16 protein-coding genes are annotated in these 18,273 nt (G+C 46.3%); 13 read left to right on the top strand and 3 right to left on the bottom strand.

Annotated features, from left to right (window positions below; genetic code table 11):
* Positions 1-359 precede the first annotated feature (359 nt).
* On the bottom strand, positions 360-2,189 hold the full coding sequence (locus Q1B47_RS05575; protein ID WP_299789850.1) for an ABC transporter ATP-binding protein: 1,830 nt from the start codon (positions 2,187-2,189) through the stop codon (positions 360-362).
* A gap of 174 nt (positions 2,190-2,363) precedes the next feature.
* On the opposite strand from Q1B47_RS05575, the gene Q1B47_RS05570 reads away from it, so the two are divergent.
* From Q1B47_RS05570 to Q1B47_RS05535, 8 genes are all read left to right on the top strand, one after another.
* The gene (locus Q1B47_RS05570) at positions 2,364-3,866 is read left to right on the top strand and encodes an AlkA N-terminal domain-containing protein (RefSeq protein ID WP_299789848.1); all 1,503 of its coding nucleotides are present in this window, start codon (positions 2,364-2,366) and stop codon (positions 3,864-3,866) included.
* Positions 3,863-4,477, top strand: coding sequence for a methylated-DNA--[protein]-cysteine S-methyltransferase (locus tag Q1B47_RS05565; protein WP_299789845.1), 615 nt, complete (start codon positions 3,863-3,865; stop codon positions 4,475-4,477). The genes Q1B47_RS05570 and Q1B47_RS05565 overlap by 4 nt, the downstream gene beginning before the upstream one ends.
* 139 nt (positions 4,478-4,616) lie before the next feature.
* Complete coding sequence (locus Q1B47_RS05560) at positions 4,617-5,915, top strand: DEAD/DEAH box helicase (RefSeq protein ID WP_299789843.1); 1,299 nt, start codon at positions 4,617-4,619, stop codon at positions 5,913-5,915.
* Between the two features lie 94 nt (positions 5,916-6,009).
* Positions 6,010-6,480, top strand: a complete 471-nt coding sequence (locus Q1B47_RS05555) for a dual specificity protein phosphatase family protein (protein ID WP_299789840.1) — start codon at positions 6,010-6,012, stop codon at positions 6,478-6,480.
* Between the two features lie 52 nt (positions 6,481-6,532).
* A complete protein-coding gene (locus Q1B47_RS05550) occupies positions 6,533-8,053 on the top strand; it encodes a phospholipase D family protein (protein WP_299789837.1) in 1,521 nt (506 codons plus the stop codon).
* Between the two features lie 93 nt (positions 8,054-8,146).
* Positions 8,147-9,034, top strand: coding sequence for a chemotaxis protein CheV (locus Q1B47_RS05545; protein WP_299789834.1), 888 nt, complete (start codon positions 8,147-8,149; stop codon positions 9,032-9,034).
* Positions 9,035-9,429: 395 nt separating this feature from the next.
* Entirely contained in the window at positions 9,430-10,659 is a 1,230-nt protein-coding gene (sstT, locus tag Q1B47_RS05540; protein WP_299789831.1) for a serine/threonine transporter SstT, read from the top strand.
* 436 nt (positions 10,660-11,095) lie between these two features.
* Positions 11,096-11,497, top strand: a complete 402-nt coding sequence (locus Q1B47_RS05535; RefSeq protein ID WP_299789905.1) for a hypothetical protein — start codon at positions 11,096-11,098, stop codon at positions 11,495-11,497.
* 80 nt (positions 11,498-11,577) lie between these two features.
* On the opposite strand, the gene Q1B47_RS05530 is transcribed toward Q1B47_RS05535, so the two are convergent.
* Together Q1B47_RS05530 and Q1B47_RS05525 are read right to left on the bottom strand one after the other, a co-directional pair.
* Positions 11,578-12,237, bottom strand: a complete 660-nt coding sequence (locus Q1B47_RS05530; RefSeq protein WP_299789829.1) for an RluA family pseudouridine synthase — start codon at positions 12,235-12,237, stop codon at positions 11,578-11,580.
* A gap of 98 nt (positions 12,238-12,335) precedes the next feature.
* Positions 12,336-12,929, bottom strand: coding sequence for an ACP phosphodiesterase (locus Q1B47_RS05525; protein WP_299789826.1), 594 nt, complete (start codon positions 12,927-12,929; stop codon positions 12,336-12,338).
* A gap of 173 nt (positions 12,930-13,102) precedes the next feature.
* Here Q1B47_RS05525 and Q1B47_RS05520 point away from each other — a divergent pair, with 173 nt between their 5' ends.
* From Q1B47_RS05520 to secD, 5 genes are all read left to right on the top strand, one after another.
* Positions 13,103-13,249, top strand: a complete 147-nt coding sequence (locus Q1B47_RS05520) for a hypothetical protein (protein WP_299789823.1) — start codon at positions 13,103-13,105, stop codon at positions 13,247-13,249.
* Positions 13,250-13,695: 446 nt separating this feature from the next.
* Positions 13,696-14,733: a tRNA preQ1(34) S-adenosylmethionine ribosyltransferase-isomerase QueA gene (gene queA, locus Q1B47_RS05515; RefSeq protein ID WP_299789820.1), complete on the top strand. Its 1,038-nt coding sequence runs from the start codon at positions 13,696-13,698 to the stop codon at positions 14,731-14,733.
* 172 nt (positions 14,734-14,905) lie between these two features.
* A complete protein-coding gene (gene tgt / locus Q1B47_RS05510; protein WP_299789817.1) occupies positions 14,906-16,039 on the top strand; it encodes a tRNA guanosine(34) transglycosylase Tgt in 1,134 nt (377 codons plus the stop codon).
* A gap of 28 nt (positions 16,040-16,067) precedes the next feature.
* Positions 16,068-16,400, top strand: a complete 333-nt coding sequence (gene yajC / locus Q1B47_RS05505) for a preprotein translocase subunit YajC (protein ID WP_299789814.1) — start codon at positions 16,068-16,070, stop codon at positions 16,398-16,400.
* A gap of 17 nt (positions 16,401-16,417) precedes the next feature.
* Positions 16,418-18,268: a protein translocase subunit SecD gene (gene secD / locus Q1B47_RS05500; protein WP_299789811.1), complete on the top strand. Its 1,851-nt coding sequence runs from the start codon at positions 16,418-16,420 to the stop codon at positions 18,266-18,268.
* The last annotated feature ends 5 nt before the right edge of the window (positions 18,269-18,273 follow it).

Here is an 18,273-nt window from a genome sequence, read left to right as displayed (position 1 = left end):
GCCTTAGCTCAGCTGGGAGAGCGCAACACTGGCAGTGTTGAGGTCAGCGGTTCGATCCCGCTAGGCTCCACCATTTTCTTATTGTTAGTTTTTTATAGACTAACAAGAGACATTAAAACCACCTTAGGGTGGTTTTTTTGTACCCGAAATTTGTCTACTCAGCAGTACATTCATCTGTTAACAGAGAAACAGAAGAGATAGTGCGAAGGCAATGGGTGGCTTTGCTTCCTGTAGATATTGATACCAATAGCAACAAGAGCAATTATCATTGACCGATCTTTTGAGTCGCCGAGTAATGAAGTTGATAGTTGAAGAAAACCACCTAAAGATGGTTTTCAGATTCGATGAGTAATGGCTGATTAATCGACTCCCAAAAAACCGCCTGTTTGATGGGACCAAAGTTGAGCATAGATACCACCGGATTGAATTAACTCCAGGTGAGAGCCTTGTTCGACAATTTTTCCTTCATCTATCACAATAAGCCTGTCCATGGCTGCAATTGTCGATAAGCGGTGAGCGATAGCTATCACTGTTTTTCCTTCCATCAGTTGATACAGACTTTCCTGGATGGCGGCCTCAACTTCTGAATCCAGTGCGGATGTCGCCTCATCGAGTAAGAGAATCGGAGCATTTTTGAGTAAAACACGGGCTATGGCTATCCGTTGGCGTTGCCCACCCGATAGCTTGACCCCCCGTTCTCCCACCTGAGCATCTAAGCCCTGATTACCATCGGGATCGCTCAAGGTTTGAATAAACTCATAGGCCTGTGCGTTCTTAATCGCTTCTAGCAGTTCCTCTTCACTCGCATCGGGGTTACCGTAAAGAATGTTTTCACGAACGGAGCGATGAAGAAGCGATGTATCCTGAGTCACCATGCCTATATGGGCGCGCAGAGAGTCCTGTTGTACTTTTTTTATATCTTGCTTATCAATCTGAATCGCCCCCTTTTCGACATCATAGAAACGCATCAACAAGTTCACAAGCGTTGATTTTCCTGCACCGGAGCGACCCACAAGGCCAACTTTTTCACCGGCTTGAATATGCAGGTTGAGGTTATCTATGATCCCGCTGTCTTCCCCGTAGTGAAAACTCACGCCGGTAAAGTCTATGCATCCTTCAGTGACCTTGATTGGTCTGGCATCGCTAATATCTTCGATTTCAGTGGGCTTAGACAGGGTGTTCATCCCGTCAGCAACGGTGCCGATATTCTCAAACAGCGAGCTGATCTCCCACATTATCCACTGCGACATACCGTTGAGGCGAAGGGCCAGACTTATGGCGATAGCAATTGCGCCTATGGTAATCACATTGCCTGTCCATAGCCATATAGATACTGCCGCGATGGTAAACGCCAAAAGATAGTTGATGACCTGGACGCTGACATTAATTCCGGTAACGAGACGCATCTGACGATAAACAGTATCGAGAAAGGTCTTCATGCTACCTTGAGCGTAGTCCGCTTCCTTTTGTGTGTGGGAAAATAGCTTTACGGTTGTGATATTGGTATAGCTGTCAACAATGCGACCTGTCATGATTGACCTGGCGTCGGCTTGTTCGGTTGAGACCCGCTTCAGTTTTGGTAAAAATACAAACTGAAGACCTATGTATAAGCATAACCAGATCAGCATAGGTGCCATTAGTCTCAGATCTGCATTGGCTATCATGACGACCATAGAGGTGAAGTAAACCAGAATATATACCAACACATCTAACAGTTTTGTCACTGTCTCTCTCACTGCAAGAGAGGTTTGCATAACCTTGGTAGCTATTCTTCCTGCAAAATCATTTTGGTAGAAAGAGACACTTTGTTTGAGCAGATATCTGTGAGCGAGCCAGCGGATCGACATAGGGTAATTGCCGAGAAGCCCCTGGTATACAATCAGGGCATGTAGCAGGACCAAGGTGGGAATAATGACTAATACCAATAGGGTCATGCCTATCAGCTTCCTACCTTCCTGTTCAAAAAGTGTTTCAGGTTCGTTGGCTATCAGCATGTCTACCAACTCACCCATAAAGCCAAATAGTGAGACCTCAAGAATGGCTAACGTCGCAGTTACCAATGACATAAGAATTAGAGGGCGTTCAAAGCCTCGGGTGTAATGACGGCAAAAGGCATATATCCCGTTAGGTGGTTGTATCGGCTCCTCTGAAGGGAGGGCGTTGACCCAAGATTCAAATCTTTTAAACATCTATATTCTCAATGATTATATTTATTTAGCTAAACTTGTTTTTAGCATATAGCAAAATTTAACCATTGGCTTAACATTCTCAACTTTCGTCGAGTTCCGTTTTCCGCTAGTTTAGCTGGTCGTTGTTAAGTAAAGTTAGGCAAATTCTGCCTTTCAGTACGGGTCTGTTAAATAATGGAACATAACCTTAAAACATTAACCGTCGAGTCTTGCCGAAAAGCGAGACTCTCAAGAGATCCTCGTTTCGATGGTCAGTTTTTTATCGGTGTGCTCACAACGGGAATATTTTGTCGTCCCATATGTCCCGCTGTTTTACCGCAAGAGAAAAATGTCAGGTATTTTGATTCTGCTATCCGGGCCATAAATGAGGGCTTGAGACCATGCCTGCGCTGCCGTCCTGATAGCGCACCGGATTCATTCGCATGGAAAGGAACCCAAACGACAGTTGAGAGGGCTCTGAAGTTAATTGATGCCGGTGTCATGTCCGGAGAAAATGGATTGAGTATAGAATCTCTGTCGGAAAGATTGGGGATAGGTAGTCGCTATTTACGAAAGTTGTTCTTTGAAGCGCTTGGCACTTCTCCTAAAAAGTATGCTCAGTTCCGCCAGCTTATGTTTGCGAAGCAACTGCTTCATGAAACTAACTTGTCAATAACGCAAGTCGGTTTGGTTGCGGGTTATAGGAGTGTCAGGCGTTTTAATGAAGTATTCAAAGATACATTACGGTTAACACCTACTCAGCTCAGAAAGAAGGGGGGTGAGCATTGCAGAGCTCCAAAGAGTAAAACTTGTTCCGATGAAGGGGTTTGTTTGTCTCTGACATTATCCTATTGTCCGCCTTTTAATTGGGAGCACCTTTCAGGTTTTTATCGATTGAGAATGGTCGAGGGCATGGAGTGGCAAGATGACGCGTCGAGTTATGGGCGAACATTTCGCCTGGGTGCCGTGGAGGGCTTTTTTGAAGTTGTACACCTGAACGAGAAAAATCGGTTCAATGTGACTATTCATCTATTTCGGGCCGAAGATCTGCCGTTACTTAGGGACGTCGTAATGCAGATCCGCAGGTTATTTGATCTCGATGCGGATCTGGATAAGATACATGACTCACTATCATCAATCCCTTTTATAGGTGAGCACCTGCATGAGGGGATCAGAATACCGGGTACATGGTCAGCATTTGAAGCCGGATGCAGGGCGATTTTAGGCCAGCAGGTCAGTGTTAATCAAGCCACTAAGTTGCTCAATAGCATGGTCAAGGAAAATGGAGAGCTGCGTTATCTGTCCGGGAGAAGGCTACGCATGTTTCCCACACCGGATAAACTTGCCAACGCCAGCCTGGATGAACTTAAGATGCCCGCTGCCAGAAAAGCGGCCATAAAGGCATTCAGCCAATATGTGGCTACTACCCCGGATGCAGATCTTGAGCAATGGTTAACGATCAAAGGAATAGGCCCCTGGACTGTTGCGTATGCGAAAATGCGGGGGAGAAGTGACCCTGATATCCTGCTATGCAGCGATCTGGTGGTGAAAAAGAGGCTGCTTAAGATGTACGAGGCTGACAGAGATACAGGTCAGCCGGCTAAGCCTGTGGATTATACAGTGTTGACTGAATCATTGCGCCGGCAGTCCTCGCCATGGGGAAGTTATTTAACCTTTCAACTGTGGGAGCAGACATGACAGTGGTAATTGATACTAAAGCTGAGGTGGAATTAAGTCATGATTTCGCTGAAGGCATTGATAAAGGTCCTCGACTCGTACTGCTTTCAGGTAAGGCTGAACTCGAGCCGCTGGCAACAAAAACCTTTACGACTGGGGTGGGTGAGTTACTCATTAAAGCCAATCAACATGGCTTAAGCCATCTGAGTTTGGCAGGGACTAAGGAAGCATCATGGGTAAATCGCTGCCACTCTTTACATCAGGATGCAATGAGGCACCTTTTACAGGCCGAGCGGGAGGTCGGGCAATACTTTGCCGGAATCCGTGAGACATTTACTGTGCCATTGGCGCCTCAGGGGACGGAGTTTCAGCAACAGGTTTGGCAAGCGTTACTTGAGACTAAGTACGGCGAGGTCTGCAGCTACAGCGATATAGCACAGAAGATTCATCGCCCCCAAGCGGTCAGGGCTGTTGGAGCTGCAAATGGCGCGAACCGAATCGCCATCATTATCCCTTGTCATCGTGTGATTGGGAAAAATGGCAAGCTCACCGGCTATGCCTATGGCGTAGAGATGAAGCGCAAATTGCTCGAGCTAGAGGATAAGTTTGAACAGAAATCTATCCAGTTTTAATCCTGGAGCGAGAATGAACATCAGATGTTTGCATTGAACCTTGAGCAAGCCTGCATGATAACCGCAAAATATAAGCTTTGTAGCCGAATTTAGCGTAGAATATGTGCCATATTTATTTTATGGCACTCATCGCAAACCTATGACACAAGCTCAGCCTTCACCCGCAGCACAAAGCGCCACCTTCGAAAAGTTAGGCCTAATCCCAGAATTATTGACTCGTTTAACCGAGCTTGAGTACTTAACTCCCACCTTAGTTCAGTCCGGAACGATACCAGCGGTGTTGGAGGGTAAAGATGTGCTGGCTGGGGCGATGACAGGCTCAGGAAAAACAGCAGCATTTGCATTGCCATTATTGCAAAGATTGTTAACTCAGCAGTTAAAATCAGGTAAAGGTAATTATATCAAGGCATTAGTTCTCGTTCCGACTCGAGAGTTAGCGAATCAGGTTGCTGATAGTTTTAAGAGTTATGCGAAACTGATTAAGCCGCGGGTAAAAGTTGAGGCCGTTTTCGGTGGGGTTTCCGCAAATACCCAGATGCTTGCGTTGAGAGGCGGGGCAGATCTCCTAGTTGCGACACCGGGCCGTTTACTCGATCTACTTTCAAGCAATGCACTTAATCTGGGACAGGTGAGCACTTTAGTTCTCGATGAAGCCGATAGAATGTTGAGTCTGGGCTTCGAGGAAGAGCTCGCTGAAATTCTGACAAAACTCCCTAAGAAAAAGCAGACTTTGCTGTTCTCGGCGACTTTCCCTGAAGAGGTCAAAACATTAACGGCTAAGCTGTTATCTTCACCTGTAGAGATTCAGCTACAAAGCGAAGAGGAGAGTACGCTGACACAAAAGGTCTATACGGTTAACAGGAACCGAAAGACGGCATTGTTAGCGCACTTAATCAAAGAGAGGGGGTGGCGACAAGTTTTAGTCTTTGCGAGTGCAAAAAATACCTGTAACCGTTTAGTGCAAAAACTGGAAAAGGCGGGTATTGCTGCGCAGGTTTTTCATAGCGATAAGGCTCAGGGAGCCAGAACCAAGGTATTAGAAGGGTTCAAAAGTGGCGACATCAGCGTGTTAATCGCTACCGATATTGCGGCTCGTGGTATCGATATTGAGAAGCTTCCTGTTGTAATTAACTTTGAGTTACCCAGAAGCCCGGCCGATTATATGCATCGAATCGGTCGAAGTGGTCGAGCGGGAGAGGCGGGCTTGGCGCTGTCTTTGATCTCCCATGATGAGTACCACCATTTTAAAATTATCGAGAAAAAGAATAAATTCAGATTAGACAGAGAGCAGGTTCCAGGTTTCGAAGCCAGTGAAGAGGCACCACTGGATTGTCCGTCCAGAGAAGCTAAGCCTATGGCGGCTCCCGAAGGGATGGGGAAGAAAAAGCGGAAAAAGCTGCCTAAGGTCAATGCCGAATTATGGGCTAAAAAATCGTAATAATTTCGTCTTGTAGGCGCAGGTGACGGCACTAGGTTACGTCTGTCACACTTTTTTAAATGTCACTAATAGTCAATTTGTTATAGGTAGAATTATGCAGCATCTATTTTGGTTAGTTGAGGACAAAATTGCCGGACGCAGTGGGCCTAACAAGGAAGCGTGGGATCTCAATGAGATAAAAAGTTCTGGTATTGGTGCAATACTCTCTGTAAATGGCGGTGAAGCCTGTGAGCCGGATGAATTCGCCAGGGCTGAGCTGGATTATGCCTGTATTCCATTTTCCAGTAATGTGCCGCCTAAAGAGGAAGATTTAGATTTTTGTGTGGAGCAGCTCCCTAAGGCTCTGGCCTTTATTCGGGAGTGTGAGGCCAAGGCTTTACCAGTGATGATCCATTGTCGTTCTGGCAAAGACAGAACAGCGTTAATAATGGCATATTATCTGATGGAAAACGGTGCAGCGCCCTTACATGCTGTAAGCCAGGTTCGCGCTGTCAGGGACATTGCGTTCAGTGCCGAAGGCTGGGATCAATTTGCTTTCGATGTACTATATGCTTTACAAGAGTAGATGACTCGGCAATAAATTTCATTTATTGCGCAGGATAACAATAGGTGCCCGGATGAAAAAAAGAGCCGTTTTAGTTTGGATTGCTGTTTTTTCTCTTGGGTGCTTATCCGCCTGTGGTTCACTACCAGATTTTGGTGAGAAAGAGCCTAGTTATAAGCTCCCCGTTCCTGTGGACGCCAACCTGATTCAATTTACCGCGCCTCTGCTCGCCAGCCACCCCGGGCAGACTGGTGTAGTTCCGCTGGTCGATGGGGTCGATGCTTTTATTGCGAGACTTGCGATCATTACCGCCGCAACTACAAGTGTAGACTTGCAGTATTATATTTATCGAGCCGACGACACGGGAAAACTCCTTGTTTGGCACCTGCTTGATGCTGCCGAGCGCGGTGTCAGGGTTAGAATACTGCTTGATGACTTGACTACCAAAGAGCTTGATCGTGGTTTGAAGTTGCTATCAAATCATCCCAACATAAGCATTCGCCTTTTCAATCCTGCCGCTTCCCGGGGATATAGAGGCTTAGAGTTTGTCACCGGTTTTTCCCGAATGAATCGAAGGATGCATAACAAGTCGCTGACAGTGGATAACCTGGCGACTATCGTCGGTGGGCGAAACATAGGCAATGAATATTTCTCTAATGATGATGTCGATTTTGGTGATTTTGATCTGCTTGCAATAGGAGAGGCGGTCGATGAAGTGTCTAATCAGTTTGATCTGTATTGGAATGCCGATGTCGCAGTACCCATAGAGACGCTGTCGGATACGAGCTTCAGTGAGCAGGAACTCCTGGATGCAGACGAGTCTTATCGCGCGGAGCGTAGTGAGTTTGATTCAAATCCCTATATAGGGCGGCTGGAGTTAAGCCGCTTCTTAGGCGATCTCAGAGAGCAACAATTACAGTGGTATTGGGGGAGGGCCGAAGTGGTATACGATCCTCCTCAGAAAGCCAGAAAGCAAGATGACAAGCTCTGGCTTCTTTCAGATCTATCTACGTTTCTAGAAGGTGCTGAAGATGAAGTGTTCATCGTATCGCCCTATTTTGTCCCAACGAAGAAGGGGGCTGCAGAGTTGGTCGCAGCTTCCCAAAGCGGCATAAAGGTCACTGTAGTAACCAACAGTTTAGCCGCGACCGATGTGCTGGCCGTTCACGCCGGGTATCAGGGGTACCGAGAGGCTCTGCTGGATGGCGGGGTTAAGATATTTGAGGTAAAAGCCGATCCCAGACATAAATCGTCAGGATGGATGGGGAGTTCTCGAACCAGTCTACATGCAAAGACATTTATTTTGGATAGAGAGTCAATCTTTGTTGGCTCATTTAATTTCGACCCTAGATCGGCATGGATAAACACAGAGATGGGAATGATTTTTCACCAGAGTGAATTTGCATCGGGGGTTGCTGCGGGAATTGATGCAGGCCTCATAGATTCGGCTTTTCGATTGGAGCTGGAAGAGGGGGAGCTGGTTTGGTTCGATGATTCCAGGGGATTAAAGCTCCATTCCGAACCCGGAGCCGGTTTCTGGCGTAAGTTAATGGCCGATTTTATTTCACTATTTCCTATTGAATCACAACTTTAGTGACAATTGACTCAGCCTTTGACCGTCGTCATCTTGTTTTTACTGTGTTAGGGTTATACTTCAACTATTATTTTCATTTAATTTGGTATGCAAATGAAGAGTAAGGCCAACCAATCCCAAGGCTTATTGCTTTTTCGTCTGTCTAAGACACAACTATTTGCCCTGGGGACGCTCAAGATTCGGGAACTTGTTCCCTACACGCCTTTAAGTGTTATTCCTCAGTCCCACCCGACGATTCTGGGAGCGGCGACTATTCGGGGAAATACCATTCCTGTTATCGATATGGCGGCTGCGGTTGGTTACCCCTCTCTTACGGCTGAAGAGGTAAAGAAGAGTTATATCGTGATCACCGACTGTCAGCGAATGGTTATCGGTTTTCTGGTTCGCTCCATCGATAAGATTATTGAATGTAACTGGAGAGATATCGAGTCTCCCCCTAATAATCTGGGTCCTAATGCCTATTTGACCGGGGTGACTCGCTTCGATGAACAGCTGGTACAACTACTCGATGTCGAGCTGTTACTGTCGAAAGTATTTCCTCCAAGCCCGGAGATGAATCGGGCAATCTTAACCGATGTTCAGCGTGAGAAACTTAAACCCCTGAGTATTCTGTTGGTTGATGACTCCAAGGTGGCTCGTAAGCAGCTTTCAGATGCCCTGGATAGCATCAATATTCCTTACCAGGTAACCTCTGATGGGCGTGATGCGCTCTCTATAATGGAGAAAGCGGCCGAAGAGGGGGCTCCGGTTGATCTACTGGTGAGCGATATTGAGATGCCGGGGTTAGACGGCTATGAACTGGCTTTCGAAGTGAAAAATACGCCGGCACTGGCCTCGGCTTACATCATCTTGCATACTTCTCTCTCGAGCGAGATCAGCGTCAGCCAGGCACATCAGGTTGGGGCAAATGAAGCCTTGACGAAATTTGATGCTCACGAGTTGATTAGTGCCATGTTACGCGGTGCGGAAACCAAAGAGTAGGCAGACTTTTACTGAGCTCTGTCATCAGAGCGTGTAATCGGCAGCCATATTTTTCGTGGCTCATACACGCTTTATGGCGAGGTCAGTGTCACAGGGGGGATGCAGAGGCTATTTCCCCCCATAAAACAGAATAAAAACTGTGTGCCAAGCTGTTTTAGGATATGTAGCGAAATGCCCAATGAGCAGGCTTGGGTATATACCATGTTATCATTATGCTGCAAACGGGTAATTTAGTCGGCTATTTCCCCTCTATTACTAGACATCTCAGGTGAGTTTCGTTAAAACATCTTGTTAAGAAATATTAATTACACTTTTCTCTTCGATCAGTTTAGGGCATCTCTTACGTGGGGCCTGAGACTAACAAGCAACACATTATAATAATGACAGGCCAATCAATGAATCAAAAACAATCTTTATTAGCTAAACTGGCTAATGGCAGCTTAGTGCTGCAGATCCTATTTGGGATAATCGCAGGTATTTCACTGGCGACAGTTTCAAAAGATGCCGCACATAGTGTTGCTTTTTTGGGGGAGCTTTTTGTCGGAGCCTTAAAGGCTATTGCGCCAATATTAGTTTTTATCTTGGTTGCGGCGTCAATCGCGAACCAGAAAAAAAATGCTAAGACGAATATGCGCCCTATCGTTGTGTTATATCTATTTGGTACTTTTGCCGCGGCATTAACAGCTGTATTGCTCAGCTTCACATTTCCGATAACCTTAGTACTGGCAACGGGAGCCGAGGGAGCTACGCCTCCGGAAGGGATCGGTGAAGTGATCCATACTCTGCTCTTCAAATTAGTGGACAATCCGGTGAATGCGGTTATGACCGGCAACTATATCGGCATCTTAGCCTGGGGCGTAGGCCTTGGCTTGGCGTTACACCATGCCAGCAGTTCAACCAAGCAGGTATTTGCCGATGTGAGCCACGGCATTTCGCAGATGGTTCGCTTCATTATTCGTTTGGCGCCAATTGGTATTTTTGGACTGGTGGCTGCGACTTTTGCGAAAACCGGATTCTCAGCCATTGCCGGTTATGGCCAGTTACTGGCGGTACTTTTGGGAGCCATGGCAATTATTGCTCTGATCGTTAATCCATTGATCGTTTTTCTGAAAATAAGACGTAATCCCTATCCTCTGGTCTTGACCTGCTTACGTGAAAGTGGTGTTACCGCATTCTTTACTCGTTCAAGCGCGGCCAATATTCCGGTTAATATGGCACTTTGTGAAAAGCTGGAGCTGCATGAAGATACCTATTCGGTTTCTATCCCTCTTGGTGCCACGATAAACATGGGAGGCGCGGCTATCACTATTACGGTTCTGACGCTGGCTGCCGTTCACACCATGGGTATTCAAGTCGATATCCTTACCGCTATCCTGCTCAGCGTGGTAGCAGCTGTTTCAGCTTGCGGTGCTTCCGGTGTTGCCGGAGGCTCTTTGCTGCTTATTCCTCTTGCATGTAGTCTCTTTGGGATCTCCAACGATGTCGCTATGCAGGTGGTTGCCGTTGGTTTCATCATAGGTGTCATTCAGGACTCTGCTGAAACGGGACTGAATAGCTCTACGGATGTGCTTTTCACCGCGGCAGCTTGTGAGGCGGCAGAGAGAAAAGAGTCACTCTACTCCTGATTGCTATAGGCCACCCGACGCTGGGCTTCGGGTGGCTTGTCTCTATGTTTTGATTGGTGGTATCTAGTGACCATCTATAGCCTGAAAATATTTCATCCCCTTATACCCTTCGTCCATTTTCGCTCTGCGAACATGACCTCCCCCTCCCGGTATTGAGCTGGTTTTCTGCTTTTTGCTGTCAGGAAACCGGTCTTGAAAAAATCATCGGCCTATACTGGCCGGGTGAATGAAGTAATTTAATTCACATTGTCTAAAGTAATGCATAAAAAGTGATTTAGATCGCGTTTTTATTTTTTGCTTGCGCTACACTTTCATTAAATCAGTTAACAAAAGTTTCATGAGCCAAGCTTAGTAACTGATGAATAACGAACACCGTTACGCCTTGTAACTGTCACAAACATTTAACAAAATGCATTTCGATGGAGTTTAGTTGAAAATGGGTTCAATGACCGAAGTCTTACAAGATCAGTGTAGTCAAACTGAAAGTCGGGAATTACTTGAGGTGATTAAAATGTCAGTAGTTGAAAAGCGACAGCGTTTAAGTTGGCAGAGCAAGGATAGCGGAAATCGTGAGGTTGTTGGTCGTTGGATTGATGACCGTCACTCTTTGGGTGATAAGATCACTCTCTATCGCGTTGATCAGAAAATTTATCTGGAGACCTGGTATAGCGATGGCTGCCACAGTTTAGATGAGATGATGAGCACTCAAACAGATGAGGGCCTTAAGTTAGAGGATAAGGGCGGTAACATCTTTGGAGAGTATTTCCTGCTATCGGCAGAAAATCATCTAAGGTTTTGTAACTCAGACGAGTGCTTCTATACAGCTAAAGCGGCTTAGTCGTAAAGCTTGAGTGTTCCCAGAGACCAGGCTGGACCTGGTCCTATGTCTGTAATTGTCAGCGGGACGACTTATTAAGTCTATGAACTAAATGGGTGAGCGCTGTTAAAGGTCATGGCTTTGCCAGAGTATGGGTGAGTGATGCTAAGTGACATGGCATGAAGGCAAAGTCTGTCAGATGCCGCTATCACCTTATCATCACCATAAAACTCATCCCCCAAGATTGGGTGGCCCATCGCTAACATGTGCAGGCGAAGTTGGTGCGTTCGACCTGTAACCGGCTTTAGCTCCACCAATGTGCTGTTCTCTCTGCGCTCCAGCACCTTGAAATAGGTCTTAGATGGCTTACCCTCTGGGGATATCTTCTGTAGGGGAGGACGCTGTGGGTCGGCTTTCATTGCAAGTTCGATTACACCTTCCGTTTCTACTAAATCTCCCGCTACCTCGGCAATATAGGTCTTCTTACTCATCCTGTTTTGAAATTGCGTCTTGATGTTGGACTCAGCTTTCTTGTTAAGTGCAAACACCATAATGCCCGAAGTTGCACAGTCTAACCTATGAACCAATATTGCTTCAGGGTAACGCTGAAGCAGGCGGTTGATGGCACAATCAAAAGTATTAGCTGCGCGCCCGGGATTTGAAAGTAAACCCGAGGGTTTATTGATAACAATGATGTCTCTGTCTTTGTATCGAATATCTAACCAAGGAATAGAAGGGGGGGTATAAGTAAATATCTGCATGAATTCTCCTGTTAAGGCGAATTCTAGCAAAAAGTGCGCATGTTGAGAATGCGCAAGTGTGCTGTTTTAGGCTTACTCTCAATAGATGGGCCCGTTGCCTATAAGTACTCGGTTGGTGTGTTTCGTGTCCAGATACGACTGTATGCCATCAACTGGGGGTAAAATGTTCTGAAGGCGATCTCTATCTCGATATCCAAAGACTTTACCGCAGCAGTCGCACCGTTAAAAATTTCAGGTTTTGACACTCTTTTGGATACTGAATCTATAGCTTGGTTAAGCCCGGCTCTGCTTTGATAGGCGACGAGCCAGTTCTCACTTCTCATTCTCGGAGCGAGACTCTGAAGTGTATCCGGTAACGCTTCACAGCTATCGATCGCATCATAAGCTTTGAGCGCGAACTGTTTTAAGCTCGATTCGTGGTACTCATCCCAGTACTTAGCCAACATGTGATCAAAGGCCAGGTCGATAAGGATAGGCGCGGCTCTTTTGAGCCGCGCGGGAAATTTTGACTCTAACTCTTTGACGATCTCGTGGGTATCGGTGAGTTGATCTATCTGCCTGTGGAGCCAGATACCTTGCTGGAGGTGTTTAGGAAATCTTTCTATGCTTCCTTTCGCGAAGTCCCCGGCCAAATTGGCTGCCAGACTAGTTTTACTATTATCGGCCAGATGTAGGTGTGCAAGAAAGTTCATGATGGTTTGCTAATTTTCTTGGTTAAAACTCTGTTTTCACGTTATCATGCGCATCGATGCTAAGAAAGCCTTTCTCCCGGTTTATTTGAGGTGCTGGTTTTCTTAAGGATGTGCATCACTCAATATATTCTCATCAATTATCGGTTTAAGGATCAAGGATGATGTGGAGCTGGTTGTCTAAAATTTTTGGTAAACAAGAGCAGTCGCAGCGTAAACGAGTGCGAATCGATATCCCCTATGAGCAGCATAGTTATCGAAAGGAAGATTTTGACATCGATAAGAGTAGCGTGATCATGGATGAAGATAATACCAGGAACTAGTTTATACCCAAACCACTTCAAGATGCAGGATTCAGCATGACGAGAAGTGACAGAGTTCAAGGTCGTTAATTGCTCCTGCATTAACGACATTCCCACCATCCGTGGTGGTCTTCATGAAATAGTAGGACTAGTTGTTCTCGGCTCTGGCATCCTGCTTCGCCCTACCTTCTGCATCCATGCAGTCGTAATTCAATATTTATTCTTATAAATAAAGAATTCAGAGAAATGTTACTTCTCGCCTTGCCCTTCAGGAGTTCCCGTAGAATATCTGTACTGCGTTAGTGACATCAACAAGGGAATAACCCTTCTATCAAACACTGCCTTGTTCAGCTATCCTACGGGAGATCTGAAACGAACATCTTGAGGTAGCTTGGGTATATACACCTTGATCTTCTCGGTCTCTACAAATAGACTAGCGCCCGATTGATGCTAAGTAGAGACTAACCATGCGCGTTACTGATTTTTCATTTGACCTTCCCGACGAGTTAATTGCTCGTTATCCAACGGCCAACCGAACATCTTCGAGATTACTTTCTTTAGATGGAAACAGCGGCGATCTTGCAGATAATCAGTTCACCGATATCCTGAACATGGTTAACCCAGGGGATCTCATGGTGTTTAACAACACCCGAGTGATACCTGCGCGTCTCTTTGGCCAGAAAAGTACCGGCGGTAAGCTGGAGATCCTGGTTGAGCGTATGCTCGACGATAAACGCATTTTAGCCCATGTGAGAAGCTCGAAGTCTCCTAAGGTAGATTCTATTATCTGCCTGGATGACGGTTATGAGATGAAGATGCTGGGGCGACACGATGCGTTATTTGAGCTGGAACTTCAGTCTGAAAAGACTGTGCTTGAAGTGCTCGAGGAGGTGGGTCATATGCCGCTTCCTCCCTATATCGATCGCCCCGATGAGGATGCCGATAAAGAGCGTTATCAGACGGTTTATAACCAAAATCCAGGTGCCGTTGCGGCACCAACGGCCGGTCTGCATTTCGATGACGGTCTGTTAAAAGCATTAAGTGACAAAGGGGTGGATACCGCTTTTGTTACCTTGCATGTTGGCGCCGGGACGTTTCAGCCCGTAAGAGTCGATAATATTCTCGAACACCAGATGCATTCGGAGTGGGCCGAAGTCACGCAAGAGGTTGTCGATAAGATTGCTCTGACAAAAGCGAATGGTAAGCGTGTGATTGCCGTAGGGACAACTTCGGTACGCTCCTTGGAAAGTGCGGCTAAAGCCAGCGAAGGTGAGTTGGAGCCGTTTTGTAGCGATACCGATATCTTTATCTATCCGGGTTATCAGTTTGAAGTTGTCGATGCCATGGTGACCAATTTTCACCTGCCTGAGTCAACCTTGATCATGCTGCTCAGTGCATTTGCCGGCTTCGATGAAGTAAAAAACGCCTATCAACATGCGATTGCTCAAAAATACCGCTTCTTTAGCTATGGTGATGCCATGTTTGTGACTAAAAAAGCGAACTAACGGCTAAATATGGTTTAAAATACCCACCCATCGATGAGGTGGGTTTTTTTTAGCTTCAATTTTTTGCTAAGGGTTGATACTCGATTGTTTGCCCTTATCTCTAGATTTAACGATAGCTTTGTACTGTGTACAAACATTTATGGGTCAGACTGTTTCTCTGGCGAGGTATACAATGAAATTTGAATTAGATACAACTCAAGGCCGCGCGCGTCGTGGTCGTTTAGTCTTTGAGCGTGGTACGGTGGAAACACCTGCTTTCATGCCTGTCGGCACCTACGGTACCGTTAAAGGGATGACACCTGAAGAGGTACGTGAAACCGGCGCTGATATCCTGCTGGGTAACACATTCCATTTGTGGTTACGTCCGGGTGAAGAGATCATGCGCAAACATGGTGATCTTCATGATTTCATGAACTGGCAAAGACCTATTCTGACCGACTCAGGCGGGTTCCAGGTATTCAGTCTCGGAGACATCCGGAAAATTACGGAAGAGGGGGTCCATTTCCGCTCACCGATCAACGGTGAGAAGATCTTCCTGGACCCTGAAAAGTCTATGCAGATCCAAAACTCACTCGGTTCTGATGTCGTGATGATTTTTGATGAGTGTACCCCTTATCCGGCGACGGAAGATGAAGCGCGTAAATCGATGCAGATGTCGCTTCGCTGGGCACAACGCTCACGTGATGAGTTTGATAAGCTTGGAAACCCTAACGCTCTGTTTGGTATCATTCAGGGAGGGGTTTACGAAGATCTGCGTGATGAGAGCCTTAAAGGCCTTGTAGATATTGGTTTTGATGGTTACGCCGTTGGTGGATTGGCAGTGGGTGAGCCAAAAGAAGACATGCATCGTATTCTTGAGCATACATGTCCTCAAATCCCGGCGGATAAGCCACGTTACTTGATGGGGGTCGGTAAACCTGAAGACCTGGTTGAAGGTGTGCGTCGCGGTGTCGACATGTTCGACTGTGTGATGCCAACGCGTAATGCCAGAAATGGTCATCTGTTTACCACTGAAGGCGTTATCAAGATACGTAATGCACGTCATCGTGATGACACTTCACCACTCGACGATAAATGTGATTGTTATACCTGTAAGAACTATTCTCGGGCATATCTATACCATTTAGATCGTTGTAATGAAATTTTAGGTGCTCGTTTAAACACCATTCATAACCTTAGGTACTACCAAAGGTTGATGGAAGGTTTGCGCGGCGCGATCGAGACAGGTACATTAGACGCCTTCGTCGAAGAGTTCTATACCAGTCAAGGACGCGAAGTTCCTGAAGTTCCAGAATTAACCGATTAATTTTAACTGAAAATAAGAAGAGAACATTATGTTGATTTCAAATGCGTTTGCTGCTGATGCACCCGTAAATGGCGCCGGTGGCACCATGGAACTGATTTTCATGCTAGTTATTTTTGGCCTGATTTTCTATTTCATGATTTTCCGTCCGCAATCTAAGCGTGTGAAAGAGCACAAGAACCTGATGAGCTCATTAGGTAAAGGCGATGAGGTACTTACCAGTGGTGGCATTTTAGGGAAGATTGCAAAGATCAGTGACGACAACGACTATGTCTTGCTGACGATCAGTGAAACAACTGAAATCACTATTAAAAAGGATTACATTTCGGCTGTATTGCCTAAAGGCTCTATTAAGTCACTTTAAGCCAAGAGGGCGATGGTGTGTTAAATAAATACCCAATGTGGAAAAACCTGATGGTGATGATAATCATCGCCGTTGGTGCTTTCTATGCGATTCCAAACCTCTTCGGGGAAGACTATGCGGTTCAGGTAGTTGCTACCCGTGGTGCAGAGGTTACGGCAACGACTCAGTCGACCGTAAATGATGTTCTTGCAAGCAAGAATATTACAGTTAAGCGTTCTGAGCTTGAAAATGGTCAATTATTGGTTCGAGTGACTAATGCCGATCAGCAATTGTTAGCGAAAGAGGCGATTGCAGACTCACTAGGTGATAAATACATCGTCGCCTTAAACTTAGCTCCTGCGACACCAAACTGGCTCGAGTCAGTTGGCGGTAGCCCTATGAAGCTGGGCCTCGACCTGCGTGGTGGTGTGCACTTCCTGATGGAGGTGGACATGGGTGAAGCGATTCGTAAGATGACAGAAGCAAAAATTTCTGACTTCAGAACCGATCTTCGCGGTGAGAAAATTCGCTATGCCGGTATTCGTAATAGCGCTAAAGGGATCGAGATTAAGTTCCGTGATGCTGAAAATCTGGCTAAAGCAGAACGTTTTCTTAAGACCCGCGGCAATGACATGGTGTTCACCGATATCTCATCGGGTGACAGCTACTTCTTGTTGGCTAACTTAAGTGAAGTCTACCTTAAGCAGATCAAAGAGGAAGCGCTGCAGCAAAACATCACAACGATCCGTAATCGTGTGAATGAACTGGGTGTTGCAGAACCTGTCGTTCAGCGTCAGGGGGCTGAGCGTATTATCGTCGAGCTTCCGGGTGTTCAGGACACAGCTCGCGCTAAAGATATCTTAGGTGCAACGGCGTCTATCGAATTCCATATGGTGGATGAGAAAGCTGATGCAGCGGCGGCAGCCAGCGGTCGGGTTTCACCTAGCTCGCAAGTTTACAATCGCCGCCAGGGTGGACAGGTTGTGCTACACAAGGCTGTTATGTTGACCGGTGATCATATTCAAGGTGCTCAACCGAGTTTCGATGAATATAGTCGTCCACAGGTGAGCATTAACCTCGACTCTAAAGGTGGTTCGATCTTCTCGAATGTAACTAAGGATAACATCGGTAAGCCGATGGCAACTCTGTTCATCGAGTATAAAGATAACGGCGATAAGAACCCTGATGGTAGCGTGAAGATGCAGAAGATCGAGGAAGTTATCTCGGTTGCAACAATTCAGGCGCGTCTGGGTCGCAACTTTGTTATCACTGGTCTGGAACATGCTGAAGCTCAAAACCTGGCCCTTCTACTGCGTGCCGGTGCCTTGATTGCTCCGGTAACTATCGTAGAGGAGCGTACCATTGGCCCGAGCTTAGGTGCTGAGAATATCCAAAATGGTATGCAGGCAATGGTTTGGGGTATGGCTGTTGTCCTAATCTTTATGTTGGTTTACTACCGTGGTTTCGGCCTTATCGCTAACTTAGCATTGACGGCTAACCTCGTGATGGTTGTCGGTGTCATGTCAATGATCCCGGGTGCCGTACTAACGCTGCCGGGTATTGCGGGTATGGTACTGACTGTTGGTATGGCGGTCGACGGTAACGTACTCATCTACGAGCGTATTCGTGAGGAGTTGCGTAACGGTCGTAGCGTGCAACAAGCTATTCATGAAGGTTATGGTAACGCATTTTCGACTATTGCCGATGCGAACATCACTACATTTATGACAGCACTTATCCTGTTTGCTGTAGGTACAGGTGCCGTTAAAGGGTTTGCTGTAACGCTGATGATAGGTATCGCAACCTCTATGTTCACTGCAATCGTGGGTACCCGCTCGATAGTTAATGCTATTTGGGGTGGTAAACGCGTGAAGAAACTGTCTATATAAGGGTC

Source organism: uncultured Shewanella sp., from assembly GCF_947501225.1.
Classification (GTDB): domain Bacteria; phylum Pseudomonadota; class Gammaproteobacteria; order Enterobacterales; family Shewanellaceae; genus Shewanella.
This window is presented reverse-complemented; position numbering and strand designations above follow the sequence as displayed.